The sequence below is a fragment of the Mediterraneibacter catenae genome (assembly GCF_008691045.1).
Lineage (GTDB): Bacteria > Bacillota > Clostridia > Lachnospirales > Lachnospiraceae > Mediterraneibacter > Mediterraneibacter ornithocaccae.
In genome coordinates, this window is the sequence record NZ_VMSO01000002.1 from 200,177 (window position 1) to 213,958 (window position 13,782).

Annotated in this window: 14 protein-coding genes; all 14 read left to right on the forward strand. The window is 46.2% G+C overall.

Features of this window, described 5'->3' with window-relative positions; translation table 11 throughout:
• Positions 1-14 precede the first annotated feature (14 nt).
• The 14 genes from FNY66_RS02700 to spo0A all read left to right on the forward strand — a co-directional run bounded on the left by FNY66_RS02700 (position 15) and on the right by spo0A (position 13,630).
• On the forward strand, positions 15-626 hold the full coding sequence (locus tag FNY66_RS02700) for a SpoIIIAH-like family protein (protein WP_190324761.1): 612 nt from the start codon (positions 15-17) through the stop codon (positions 624-626).
• 178 nt (positions 627-804) lie between these two features.
• A complete protein-coding gene (locus FNY66_RS02705) occupies positions 805-2,397 on the forward strand; it encodes a peptide chain release factor 3 (RefSeq protein WP_087151144.1) in 1,593 nt (530 codons plus the stop codon).
• 74 nt (positions 2,398-2,471) lie between these two features.
• Positions 2,472-2,855 (forward strand): Asp23/Gls24 family envelope stress response protein, encoded by a 384-nt coding sequence (locus FNY66_RS02710; protein WP_087151145.1) that lies wholly within the window; start codon positions 2,472-2,474, stop codon positions 2,853-2,855.
• A gap of 102 nt (positions 2,856-2,957) precedes the next feature.
• Positions 2,958-3,365, forward strand: coding sequence for a transcription antitermination factor NusB (gene nusB, locus FNY66_RS02715; protein ID WP_150310210.1), 408 nt, complete (start codon positions 2,958-2,960; stop codon positions 3,363-3,365).
• A gap of 2 nt (positions 3,366-3,367) precedes the next feature.
• Complete coding sequence (gene xseA, locus FNY66_RS02720) at positions 3,368-4,573, forward strand: exodeoxyribonuclease VII large subunit (protein WP_087151147.1); 1,206 nt, start codon at positions 3,368-3,370, stop codon at positions 4,571-4,573.
• Positions 4,574-4,677: 104 nt separating this feature from the next.
• Positions 4,678-4,857 (forward strand): exodeoxyribonuclease VII small subunit, encoded by a 180-nt coding sequence (gene xseB, locus FNY66_RS02725; protein ID WP_087151187.1) that lies wholly within the window; start codon positions 4,678-4,680, stop codon positions 4,855-4,857.
• Positions 4,847-5,737, forward strand: coding sequence for a polyprenyl synthetase family protein (locus tag FNY66_RS02730; RefSeq protein ID WP_150310211.1), 891 nt, complete (start codon positions 4,847-4,849; stop codon positions 5,735-5,737). Before xseB ends, FNY66_RS02730 begins: the two co-directional genes overlap by 11 nt.
• A gap of 24 nt (positions 5,738-5,761) precedes the next feature.
• A complete protein-coding gene (gene dxs / locus FNY66_RS02735) occupies positions 5,762-7,636 on the forward strand; it encodes a 1-deoxy-D-xylulose-5-phosphate synthase (RefSeq protein WP_087151149.1) in 1,875 nt (624 codons plus the stop codon).
• A 21-nt stretch (positions 7,637-7,657) separates the two neighbouring features.
• The gene (locus FNY66_RS02740; RefSeq protein ID WP_087151150.1) at positions 7,658-8,464 is read left to right on the forward strand and encodes a TlyA family RNA methyltransferase; all 807 of its coding nucleotides are present in this window, start codon (positions 7,658-7,660) and stop codon (positions 8,462-8,464) included.
• 17 nt (positions 8,465-8,481) lie between these two features.
• The gene (locus tag FNY66_RS02745) at positions 8,482-9,315 is read left to right on the forward strand and encodes an NAD(+)/NADH kinase (RefSeq protein WP_150310212.1); all 834 of its coding nucleotides are present in this window, start codon (positions 8,482-8,484) and stop codon (positions 9,313-9,315) included.
• Positions 9,316-9,321: 6 nt separating this feature from the next.
• Positions 9,322-9,786 (forward strand): arginine repressor, encoded by a 465-nt coding sequence (argR, locus tag FNY66_RS02750; RefSeq protein ID WP_087151152.1) that lies wholly within the window; start codon positions 9,322-9,324, stop codon positions 9,784-9,786.
• A 3-nt stretch (positions 9,787-9,789) separates the two neighbouring features.
• Entirely contained in the window at positions 9,790-11,466 is a 1,677-nt protein-coding gene (gene recN / locus FNY66_RS02755; RefSeq protein WP_150310213.1) for a DNA repair protein RecN, read from the forward strand.
• Positions 11,467-11,632: 166 nt separating this feature from the next.
• Positions 11,633-12,742, forward strand: coding sequence for a SpoIVB peptidase (gene spoIVB, locus FNY66_RS02760; protein WP_229409427.1), 1,110 nt, complete (start codon positions 11,633-11,635; stop codon positions 12,740-12,742).
• 96 nt (positions 12,743-12,838) lie between these two features.
• Entirely contained in the window at positions 12,839-13,630 is a 792-nt protein-coding gene (spo0A, locus tag FNY66_RS02765; protein ID WP_150310214.1) for a sporulation transcription factor Spo0A, read from the forward strand.
• The last annotated feature ends 152 nt before the right edge of the window (positions 13,631-13,782 follow it).

Below are 13,782 nucleotides of genomic sequence, written 5' to 3' on the forward strand. Positions count from 1 at the left end.
GGAGGATGGAGAAAGTGAAACGGTTGTTTAAGAAGAATCAGATCATTATTGCAACACTGGCAGTTATGATCGCAATTGCCGGATACCTGAACTATTCCGGCATTCTGTTCGGAGAAAGTGAGGACGGTACAACGGAGGCAAATGCAGATCTTGCAAATCAGGAGCTTCTGGATATTTCGGAAGAAGACATCGAAAGTTCGACAGAGGATATTGAAAGTAATGATTCTGATGTGGAGGGAACACCCGGCGAGGCGGTCCTTACAAGCGGCACTGCCGAGACTACAGTTGCCCAGGCAAAGGTAACAAGGGAGCAGGTAAGAGCTGAAAATAAAGAAACGCTGCAGGGAATAATAGATAATACAAACCTGAGTGATGCAGAAAAGCAGACTGCAGTTGACCAGCTTGTGCAGATGACAGAAATCGCAGAACAGGAGGCGGCGATCGAGACACTGATGGCGTCAAAAGGATTCTCAGAATCAGTTGTAAGCCTGGATGCCGATTCGGCAGATGTCGTAGTGAAAGCAGATGAACTGACTGATGCGAACCGTGCGCAGATTGAGGATATAGTGACCAGGAAAACCGAGATTGCACCCGAGAATATCGTGATCACACCGATCCATGAATGATTCCGGTGGCTGAAGTGTTACCAAATGACTGAAAGTACATTAAGTGAGTAGTTGAAGTATCGGATCAGATATGCTAAACTAAAAAAAGTATGTCCGGAAATAATCCGGGAACTTTAATCACCGGAAGTGCCAAAAGGCACATTCCGGTGCTGATATAGTGTCAGGAAAGGGAGTTAGTATGTCTGATATCAAGAATGAAATAAAAAAGAGAAGAACATTTGCCATTATCTCCCATCCGGATGCGGGAAAAACTACTCTTACAGAGAAGTTCCTGCTCTACGGCGGAGTTATCAATACAGCCGGTTCGGTAAAGGGAAAGGCAACAGCAAAACATGCGGTGTCCGACTGGATGGAGATTGAAAAAGAGAGAGGAATCTCAGTGACATCATCTGTACTGCAGTTCAATTATGGCGGATACTGTATCAATATCCTGGATACCCCGGGACATCAGGATTTCTCGGAGGATACGTACCGTACCCTGATGGCGGCGGATTCGGCGGTCATGGTGATCGATGCTTCTAAAGGTGTGGAGGCACAGACACGAAAACTGTTTAAAGTATGCGCAATGAGACATATTCCGATCTTTACCTTTATTAATAAGATGGACCGGGACGCAAAAGATACTTTCGATCTTCTCGATGATATTGAAAAAGAGCTGGGGATTCCGACCTGCCCGGTAAACTGGCCGATCGGTTCAGGCAAGGCATTTAAAGGTGTCTTTGACCGACAGAAAAAGGAAGTGGATCTCTTCTCGGACACAAGGAAAGGTACTTCCATGGGAGAAGTAAAGAAAGTCGCTATCAATAATCCTGAAGTAGACTGGCTGATCGGGACAGAGGCCAAAGTCACTCTCGAAGAAGAGATCGAGCTTCTCGATGGCGCGGCGGCGGAATTTGATCAGGATCTGGTAGATAAAGGAGAACTCTCCCCGGTATTTTTCGGCTCTGCCCTGACAAACTTCGGTGTAGAGACCTTTCTCCAGCATTTCCTCACCATGACGACATCACCTCTTCCGCGTATGTCTGACCACGGAGAGATCGATCCGATGAAGGAGGAGGACTTTTCGGCGTTTGTATTCAAGATCCAGGCAAATATGAATAAGGCACACAGGGACAGGATCGCATTCATGAGGATCTGCTCCGGAGAATTCGATGCCGGAATGTCTGTGTATCATGTGCAGGGAGGAAAAGACGTAAGGCTTTCCCAGCCCCAGCAGATGATGGCAAGTGAAAGAAAAATCATCGATAAAGCTTATGCCGGAGATGTTATCGGCGTCTTTGATCCCGGGATTTTCTCGATCGGAGATACACTGACTACGTCGAAAGAAAAATTTGCTTATGAAGGAATACCGACCTTTGCGCCTGAGCATTTTGCAAGAGTGCGCCAGGTAGATACGATGAAGAGAAAGCAGTTTGTAAAAGGGATCAATCAGATTGCCCAGGAAGGTGCAATCCAGATTTTCCAGGAGTACAACACTGGCATGGAAGAGATTATCGTAGGTGTTGTGGGCGTTTTGCAGTTTGACGTGCTGAAATATCGTCTGAAAAATGAATACAACGTTGATATCATACTTGAAAATCTTCCGTACGAGCATATACGCTGGATAGAAAATGAGGATATAGATCTGGATCGTGTCAGCGGAACATCTGATATGAAGAAGATTAAAGATTTGAAAGACCGCCCGCTGCTGCTGTTTGTTCACGAATGGAGCATACGCATGACGCAGGAGCGTAATGAAGGACTGATCCTTTCCGAATTCGGCCGTTCGTAAAGGTTTTCCTTTGCAAATGAACCGATATTTGCTATAATGATGAAAGAGATTAGACAAAACGGGAGGTTTTGAAGATGGCTAAGGACGAAAAGAACACTTATACGATACAAAATGAGGCAAGCCTCGGCGAAGTAAAGATCGCTGATGAAGTTGTTGCCATCATAGCAGCGCTGGCAGCGACTGAAGTTGAAGGAGTTGCTTCCATGGCCGGCAATATTACCAATGAAGTGATCGGAAAACTGGGGATTAAGAATCTTTCAAAAGGCGTAAAAGTGGATGTTCTTGAGGGTGTGGTGACTGTATCGCTTGCACTCAACATCAAATACAACTACAGTATTGTCGAAGTGACAGGAAAAGTCCAGGAGAAAGTCAAGAATGCTGTGGAGAATATGACAGGACTCGAAGTGGCCGATGTCAATATCAAGGTTGCCGGAGTCGAGATGGAGAAACAGGACTGATCCGTTTGAGGTGTTATTGCAAACTATGCACCCGGTGTTGTATAATAGAGGATGTCGCAAGACATCCTTTTTCTATAGTTATGACAGAAGGAGAAAATTATTATGACAAGATCAGAGCTGAGAGAGCATGTTTTTAAGATGCTTTTCCAGATTGAGTTTAATGAGGCGGCAGACATGCCGGAACACCTGCAATATTATTTTGAGACGATCGATAATGTAAAAGAGAAGGACAGAGAGTATATACAGAAGAAGTATCAGGCTGTAAGTTCTCATGTAGAAGAAATCGACAAACTGCTCAATGAGGCGGCGAAGGGATGGAGAACGTCCAGGATGAACAAGGTAGACCTGACGATCCTGCGTCTTGCTGTCTATGAGATGAAGTGGGACGAGGATGTGCCTGAGGGCGTAGCTATCAATGAAGCCGTAGAACTGGCAAAGAGATTTGGCGGTGATGGCAGTTCATCTTTTGTTAATGGCGTACTCGGCAGGCTGGCGAAACAGGAGTCCTGAAGATGAAAAATGTCTACACTGTGAGACAGGTCAATTCCTATATCAAGAATATGTTTACCCAGGACTTCATGCTGAGTCGTATCTATGTCAAAGGTGAGGTTTCCAACTGCAAATATCATACATCGGGACATATATATTTTTCTTTAAAAGATGAGTCCGGCACGATTGCCTGTGTTATGTTCGCAGGCCACAGGTCAGGGCTTTCTTTTCGGCTGCAGGAAGGCATGCAGGTGATCGTGCTTGGCGCTGTCAGTGTGTATGAAAGAAGCGGGCAGTACCAGCTCTATGCAAGAGAGATCATATCGGACGGTGCGGGAGCTCTTTATGAAAAGTTTGAAGCGCTCAAAAAGGAACTGTCCGAGATGGGGATGTTCGCCGGGGAATATAAGCAGCCGATCCCTAAATATATCCGTACACTTGGAATCGTCACAGCACCTACGGGAGCGGCCGTGCGCGATATTATCAATATTGCAGGGAGAAGGAATCCGTATGTACAGCTTATCCTTTATCCGGCACAGGTGCAGGGTGAAGGTGCGGCAGAAAGCATTGTCAGAGGAATCCGGGCCCTTGAAAAAAAGAATGTGGACGTGATGATCGTCGGACGAGGCGGCGGAAGCATCGAAGATCTGTGGGCATTTAATGAAGAACCTGTTGCCAGAGCAATCTTTGAATGCAGTGTCCCTGTTATATCTGCGGTCGGACATGAGACAGATACGACAATCGCAGATTTTGTGGCAGACCTTCGCGCACCGACTCCGTCGGCAGCTGCGGAGCTTGCAGTGTGTGATTACAGAGAAATCAAGGAAAGATTCCACACATACAGGGAAACTCTGCTAAGACAGATCACTGCAAACATATCGGAGAATCGCTCCGTGCTTGAACGTCTGCAGATGCGTCTGAACTATGCACATCCAAGGCAGAAGTTAAATGAGAGCAGACAGTATGCAGCGGATCTTGACAACCGCATCAGGTTACTGATGCGCAACCGGATGGACAAAGAAAAGCACAGAATGGCTATCTGCATTGAAAAGCTGAAAGGGCTCTCGCCGCTTGAAAAGCTGGGGCAGGGTTATTCGTATACGCAGAATATGCAGGGTGAAAATATCCGGAGTATCCGTCAGGTGAAGGCGGGGACCGGGATTGAAATCTATGTAAGCGACGGTAAGATCAGCGCGGAAGTTACAGCGGCTGAAAAAGTTGAGTTGTGACAGATAATGACAGGTCGGGGAGGCGCAAAGTGGAAGAAGGAAAAAATACAGTTACAGAGACAAAGCAGGATGAGAACACAGAGAATAAAGGCAGCCTGGAAGAAATGTTTCAGGATCTCGAGGAAGTTATCAGTGAGATGGAAGGAAGCGATATAACGCTGGAACAGTCTTTTGACCTGTATAATCGGGGCATGAATCTTTTGAAACAGTGCAGCAAGACAATTGATGAAGTAGAAAAGAAAGTCCTTATTCTGGATGAAGAGGGAGAGACACATGAGTTTTAAAGAAGAATACGAAAAGAAAGTTGAACTGATAGAAGAAATACTGAAAAAATATCTCCCCGTTCAGGAAGGATATCAGAAGATCATTACTGAAGCGATGGCGTACAGCCTGATGGCCGGCGGCAAGCGTCTGAGGCCGATGCTGATGAAGGAGTCATTTGATCTTTTTGGCGGTGAGGGAGATCTGATCGACCCCTTTATGGCCGCTATCGAAATGATTCATACTTATTCTCTCGTGCACGATGACCTTCCCGCAATGGACAATGATGATTACCGCAGGGGAAGAAAGACGACCCACGTAGTCTATGGGGAAGATATGGGGATTCTTGCGGGAGATGCACTCCTCAACTATGCTTTTGAGACGGCATGTGTCGCGTTTGATCTGGAGCCGGAAAAAAGTACGCGGATCGGCAGGGCGATGAAGATCCTTGCAGAAAAAGCAGGCATTCACGGTATGATCGGCGGGCAGGTGGTGGACGTCAAAGAGTCCGGACACCGGATATCTGAAGATGTCCTCGATTTTATCTACCGTCTGAAAACAGGAGCGCTCATAGAATCTTCCGTTATGATCGGTGCTGTTCTTGCAGGAGCGTCTGAAGAAGAAATCTCCGTGATGGAATCGATTGCCGGTAAAGTCGGAATGGCATTCCAGATACAGGATGATATCCTTGATATTACGAGTACGACAGAGATGCTCGGGAAACCGGTGCACAGCGACGAAAAAAATGAAAAGACCACATATGTGACCTTAAAAGGTATCGAGGAATCCAGAAAAGACGTTGAACGGCTGACAGCAGAGGCTGTCGGCGAACTGGATGGCCTTGGCCGTGAAAATGAATTCCTGAAAGATCTGATCAAATGGCTTGTATACAGGGAGAAATAATCGGAATAGACAAGGAGGATCGTTATGATACTTGAAATGATCCGACAGGCAAATGATATAAAGAAATTAAACAGCGAACAGCTTAAAATTCTCGCGGATGAAATCCGGCAGTTTCTGATTGAGAAAATCAGCAGGACCGGCGGACATCTGGCCTCAAATTTGGGAGTTGTGGAGCTTACGATGGCGCTGCACCTTACGCTTGACTTCCCGGAAGACAAGCTGATCTGGGATGTGGGGCACCAGTCCTACACACATAAGCTTCTGACCGGACGCAAAGATGGATTTGACCAGCTGCGCAAATATGGCGGCATGAGCGGGTTCCCGAAGAGAAAAGAGAGCGACTGTGATGCGTTTGACACTGGACACAGTTCTACGTCAGTTTCCGCAGGGCTCGGATATGTAGAGGCAAGAGAACTGCTCCATGAGAAGCATACAGTAGTTTCGGTGATCGGCGATGGTTCGCTGACCGGCGGCATGGCATATGAGGCGCTCAATAATGCTTCCAGGTTAAAAAGCAATTTTATTATCGTGCTTAACGACAATAACATGTCCATATCGGAGAATGTGGGAGGCATGTCCAGATATCTGAACGGCATACGGACTGCCCAGGCATATACGGATATAAAAAAAGGCGTGGAAGATACGCTGATGAAAATTCCGGGAAGAGGAGAGCGGATCATAAGCCAGATCCGCAGGACAAAGAGCGGGATTAAGCAGCTTCTTGTTCCCGGTATGTTCTTTGAAGATATGGATATCACTTATCTCGGACCGGTGGACGGACATGATATACGCAAGCTGGTAAAAGTATTAAAAGAGGCAAAACGAGTTGACCATGCCGTACTTGTCCATGTGCTCACCAAGAAAGGAAAAGGATATCCACCTGCAGAAGAGAATCCGGCAAAATTCCACGGTACGGGTCCGTTCGATATAAAGACAGGAGAACCGACCGAGGTCAGTACGACAGACAGCTATACGCAGGTTTTCTCCAAAGTGCTGACAGATATTGCCAAGAAAGATGATAAGGTGGTCGCGATCACGGCGGCTATGGCAGATGGAACTGGGCTGTCTTCATTTGCAAAACACTTTCCAAATCGTTTCTATGATGTGGGGATTGCAGAAGAACACGCTATGACATTTGCAGCGGGGCTTGCGGCAGGCGGTATGAAACCTGTATTTGCCGTATATTCTTCTTTTCTTCAGAGAGCGTATGATCAGACTCTTCATGATGTCTGTCTCCAGAATCTCCCGGTCGTAATCGCAGTGGACCGCGCCGGACTGGTAGGAAGCGACGGTGAAACCCATCAGGGGGTATTTGATCTTTCTTTTCTATCTACGATTCCGAATATGACGGTTATTTCTCCAAAGAATCGGTGGGAGATGGCAGATATGCTGCGCTTTGCGGTGGATTTCCAGTATCCGATCGCTATCAGGTATCCCAGAGGAAGTGCGTATGAAGGCATGAGAGACTTCAGAGCTCCCATCGAATACGGGAAAAGCGAAATCCTCTATGAAGAAGAAGATATTGCAGTTATTTTTGTTGGACACATGGCAGAGCTGGCTGACCGGGTCAGGAAAAAGATCAAGGAGACCGGCTATAGCTGCAGTCTTGTGAACGCAAGGTTTGTAAAGCCTCTTGACAAAGATATGCTGGAACAGCTTGCAAAGGACCACAGCCTGTTCGTAACAATAGAGGAAAATGTGATCACAGGCGGATTCGGTGAGCAGGTAATGGATTATGTATCATCTGCAAAGCTGGATGTACATGTGCGTAATATCGGGATTTCCGACGACTATGTGGAACATGGCAATGTTGAGATACTGAGAAAAGAGGTCGGACTGGACTGTGAAACGATTGTAAAACAGGCAATCTCCGATTATTTGATGATTAAAGACAGGTAACAGTATAAAGGACATATAACTATGAAAGAACGTTTAGATGTATTGCTTGTGAAGCGTAATCTTGCAGAATCACGGGAAAAAGCAAAAGCTGTGATCATGGCGGGAAATGTATTTGTGGACGGGCAGAGAGAGGATAAAGCAGGAAGCACATTCCTGCCGGATGTAAATATCGAAGTGCGCGGGCATACTCTCCCATATGTGAGCCGTGGAGGATTGAAACTTGAAAAGGCTCTTGCTAATTTTGATGTAGATGTGAAGGATAAGGTTTGTACGGATGTAGGATCATCCACCGGAGGATTTACCGACTGTATGCTTCAGAACGGTGCAAAAAAGGTGTTTGCGATCGATGTGGGACGTGGACAGCTTGACTGGAAACTGAGAAATGATCCCCGTGTCATCTGCATGGAGAAGACAAATATACGCTATGTTACACCGGAAGATATCGGTGAATCCGTAGATTTTTCTTCTATTGATGTATCATTTATTTCATTGACAAAAGTACTTGTTCCCATCCGTGACTATCTGAATGAAGATGGAGAAATCGTAGCACTTATCAAGCCTCAGTTTGAGGCTGGACGCGAAAAAGTCGGAAAGAAAGGAGTTGTCCGGGATAAGAGTACACATCTGGAAGTGATCCGCAAGATTATGGATTACGCGATGTCTATCGGATTTGATCTGTGTGCGCTCGATTTTTCTCCGATTAAGGGACCTGAAGGAAATATTGAATATCTGATCCATCTTAAAAAGACTAAGGGGGAAACAGGAGTAAATCACGACATCGATCCTGATGCAGTTGTAGAAAAAGCGTTCGGGACATTGGCAAAATAAGATACAAGAGGTACAGGATGGACTGCTTTTATATTATTACTAATAAATTAAAGGATCCGGATTTTGCAATTACAAATGAGATTAAACGTTATATAGAGAGCAAGGGAAAAGTCTGCTATATCTCTGAAAAAGACAGCGAGGGCCATATTATACCCGGCACAGTTCCTGACAATGCGCAGTGCGGCCTTGTCCTCGGCGGTGACGGAACGCTGATTCGTGCAGTGCGTGACCTTGGAACAGACAGTCTGCCTCTCCTTGGGATCAATCTGGGAACGCTGGGGTATCTGACAGATGTAGAACTTAAAGATTTCAAACATGCTCTTGACTGCCTCTTTGAAGGGAAACCTGATATTGAAGAGCGAATGATGCTCGAGGGCTCTTTCCGCGGTTTACGGAAAGATATCGCGATGAACGATATTGTGCTGGCCCGGGAGGGAAAAGTACGTATCGTCAGCTTTAATATATACGTAAACGGAACCCTTCTCAACACCTACCATGCGGACGGAGTGATCCTGTCTACCCCTACCGGAAGCACCGGATACAATCTGTCGGCAGGCGGCCCTGTCGTAGAGCCAACGGCCCGTATGATCGTGATCACCCCGATCTGTTCCCACGCGCTCAACACAAGCAGCGTGGTGCTTTCGGCAGACGATACTATTGAGGTAGAGATCTGTGAGGGGCGGTATGGAAGGCAGGAACAGGTTTCACTTTGTTTTGACGGGGCAGAACAGACAACTCTTGTTACGGGGGAGAGGGTCTGTATAAAGGAAGCAGCACAGACTGCGCGGCTCATCAAATTGAACCGCGAGAGTTTTATGATAACGATGCGCAGAAAAATGAAAGGAAATTAGGAGAAGATGAAAGTCAGCCGACATGCAAAAATCATTGAACTGATCAGCCAGTATGATATTGAAACCCAGGAAGAACTGGCGGAATATCTGAACAATGCCGGGTTTAAAGTAACTCAGGCAACTGTTTCCAGAGATATCCGCGACCTGAAGCTGACAAAGATCTCTGTCAGCGGCGGGAGACAGAAGTATGTCATTCACAGACAGGAAGAGCCTGAGATGAATGAAAAATATATAAGAGTGCTGCGTGACGGTTATGTGTCCATGGATATGGCGCAGAACATACTTGTGATCAAGACGGTATCCGGTATGGCAATGGCAGTCGCAGCAGCGGTCGATGCCATGAAATGGCATGAGGTCGTCGGATGCATTGCGGGGGATGATACGATCATGTGCGCGATACGGACATCGGAAGAAACGTCTGTCGTTATGGAGAAGATCCGCAGGATCGTTTCAAAAGGAGTACAGGAGTAAATTATGTTACAGAATCTTCATGTGAAAAATCTCGCTCTTATTGATGAGACAGAAGTGGACTTCGGACCGGGCTTAAACATCCTGACCGGTGAGACCGGAGCCGGCAAATCTATCCTTATGGGCTCTGTAGGACTGGCTCTCGGTGGGAGATACAGTGCAGATATGCTCAGAAACGGTGCTTCCAGTGGTCTTGTGGAACTTACTTTTTCGATAGAAGACGACAAGATAAGAAAAAAACTGCAGGAGATGGATATCTTTCCTGAAGATGATATGATCACGCTGAGCCGCCGACTTATGGAGGGCAGGAGTATCAGCAGGATCAATGGTGAGACAGTCAGTATGTCTGCCCTGAGAGAAGCCGCCTCTATGCTGATCGATATTCACGGACAGCATGACAATCAGACACTGCTCAACCGAAAGAACCATCTCGCGCTTCTGGATCTCTTTGCCGGGGACGAAGTGCGTCCGGTAAAAGAACATATGGCCGAGGTTTATCATACTTATCAGGAAATCAGCCGGCGCCTTGAAGATTCCTCTCTTGATGACGTGAGCAGAAGTAAAGAACTATCTCTCGCTGAATTTGAAGTGAATGAGATTGAAGAAGCAGCTTTGACAGTGGGAGAGGATGAGGAGCTGGAACTGACCTACCGGAGGATGACGGAGAGCAGGAAAGTAACGGAAGCTGTGGCAGAAACATACAGGTATACAGCGGAAGATTCTGCAGCAAACGCAAGTGACTGTCTGAGCCGTGCAATTCGTGTTTTCCAGGAGATCTCAGATTTCGACGAGAGCTCTTCCCAGCTTTACAGCCAGCTTCTGGATGCGGACAGCCTGCTCAATGACTTCAACAGAGAGCTTTCGGAATATGCCAAGAGCTTTGAATTCTCTGCTGAGGAGTTCAAAGAGACTGAGGACAGACTGAATCTGATCAATCATCTGAAAGCAAAATATGGAAAAACTGTGAGTGATATCCTTGCATACTGTATAGAAAAAAAGCAAAGAATAGAAGAACTCAATGATTATGATGTTTTTATAAAAAATCTGGAAAAGCAGAAAGAACAGGCACGTAAGGAAGCGGATGCAGTGTCAGAAGAGCTGCATGCCATTCGCGAAAAATATGCTTTGCTTTTTGCAGATGAGATAACAACACAGATGAGAGAACTCAACTTTCTGGATACAAGGCTAGAAATGCGCATCACGGATACGGGACGATATGGTGTTTCCGGACGTGATGAGGCAGAGTTCTATATCGCACTGAATCCTGGAGAACCGCTCAGGTCGCTGGCAAATATTGCCTCGGGCGGCGAGCTGTCGAGGATCATGCTTGCCATCAAAACTGTTCTGGCGGATGAAGAAGATACGCCTACATTGATTTTTGATGAGATCGATGCGGGAATATCGGGAATCACGGCGGACAGGGTAGGCGAGAAACTCCAGCTGATCGGAAAGAGCAGACAGGTTATCTGTATTACCCATCTGCCACAGATAGCGGCGGCTGCAGATGTACATTTTCTGATTGAGAAAAATGCCCATGGCAACTCTGTATCAACACGGATCGAGAGGCTTGATCATGAGTCTTCCATCAGGGAACTGGCGCGGATACTTGGAGGTTCCAAGATAACAGAGAATATTCTGGAAAGCGCGAGAGAAATGAAAGAACTGGCAAAGAGTGATAGATAATACCAGTGTGAAAACAGAAGAAAACACACATACTAGAAACGGATACGGCAGGAAGTATCCGTTTTCTTTTTTGCTTTAAGGCGTACGCACGCGCTTTGCAGATCAGATGTGGGATGGCTCCCGTCTCTTTGGCGGCGGGCAGTAAATCAGGAAAGGATGTGAAAGTATGGTGGTAAGCCGGAAAATAAGAGCAGGCCGGGCGCTGCTTATGCTTTTCCTGTTTCTTTCCGGCGTTGTTGTATGGGATCAGATACAGACATGGCAGGAAGAAAAAACTCTCTGGCAGACAGAGGCGAGCACATCATCCGCTGATAACGACACGGTTCTCCTTGGAGGCATGCCGGTAGGAATCTATATGGAAACAGATGGCGTCATGGTGCTGAATACGGAAAAAATCGAGGGGATTGATGGCATTGAGCATGATCCGGCAGCCGAGGCGGTGCAGACCGGAGATTACATCACAGCTGTCAATCACCATGAAATTTCGGGCAAAGCAGATCTCCTTGAGGCGGTGGATGAGATTGACGGCAGCGATGTTGTTCTTACACTGCGCAGAGGGGAAAATACGATGGATATTGAAATCCGCCCGGTCGAGTATGAGCCCGGCAGTTACAGGCTGGGGATCTGGGTAAGAGACAATGTGCAGGGACTCGGAACAATTACTTTTCTTACCGGTCAGAGCAGATTCGGGGCGCTGGGGCACGGCATCAGTGACACAGACACCAATATGCTGATGGCAATTGACAGCGGAAGAGTGTACCGGACAAGTATACAGGATATTATCAAAGGCTACAGCGGTTCTCCGGGAACAATGGAAGGGATTATTGTATATAACAATTATAATGTTCTTGGCACCATAGATAAGAATACAGAGGCTGGAATCTATGGCACGATCGATAAGATAGACGAACTTTTTCAAGAACAGATACCGATCGAGGTTGCATCCAAAGAAGAAATTGAAATCGGAGATGCCGTAATACGGTGCTATATTGATAATGAGATCAAAGAATATGATATTCAGGTGACAGACATCGACACTTCGTCTTCCGAGATCAACAAAGGACTTGTTATCCAGGTTACAGACCCGGAACTGCTGGAAAAAACGGGAGGAATCATCCAGGGGATGAGCGGAAGCCCGATTATTCAGAATGGGAAGCTGATAGGCGCTGTCACACATGTGTTCGTGCAGGATTCGACAAAAGGATATGGCATATTTATAGAAAATATGATGAATCAGGTCGAAACGTCTGAACCGTCGAAAATTATGTCGAATTAGTGCTACAAAATATTCTTGATTCTGCAAATTGGCACGGATATAATAAGCCCGTGGCGTTTTTAGGGAGGTGTACTCGGATCTAAAGGAGAGGAGAAAATGGAGCATTTGCGTGTGGCCATCGCTGATGATAATCAGAAGATACTGGATGTTCTTGACGAGATCATCAGCACGGATAAAGAGCTGGATCTGGTCGGTAAGGCCAAGAACGGCGAGGAAATGTGTCAGATCATCAAGGACAGGAAGCCGGATGTTGTTCTTCTCGATCTGATCATGCCGAAAATGGATGGAATGACAGTGATGGAAAAAGTGGGACAGGACAGCACTGTCGGCAAACGTCCGTACTTTATTGTGATCACAGCGGTAGGCCAGGAAAAAATCACGGAAGATGCCTTTAACAAAGGTGCAAATTACTATGTTATGAAACCGTTTAACAACAATATGCTGCTTGAACGGATAAAGTCCGTAAGAAATCTGTCAAGAAATCCGGAAAGGAAGAATGACGACAATACGACAGAGTCTGCGGTAAAAACAGAAAACCTGGAAAACCGTGTGACAAATATGCTCCATGAAATAGGAATACCCGCGCATATTAAAGGTTATCATTATCTGAGAGATGCAATTATAATGGCAGTAAATGATATGGATGTCTTAAATGCCATAACCAAGATACTCTATCCTACGGTGGCAAAGAAGTATCAGACAACTTCGAGCCGTGTGGAAAGGGCCATACGGCATGCCATCGAGGTGGCATGGAGCAGAGGAAAACTTGATACGCTGGATGAACTGTTCGGATATACTGTAAGTACAGGGAAAGGTAAGCCGACAAACTCCGAATTCATTGCATTGATTGCTGACACGATACAATTGGAGTATCGTCATAAATCCTGACTGAATAAATTAAGGCAGAATTTACTGATAAATTCTGGTTAAATATCACTGTAATTTGATAAAATCCTTTGCATTATGCAGGGAATAGGGTATAATAACAGGTGATAAAATGCTTTTCGCGGCCAGGAAAGGCAGAAAATGGAGGATCGTAA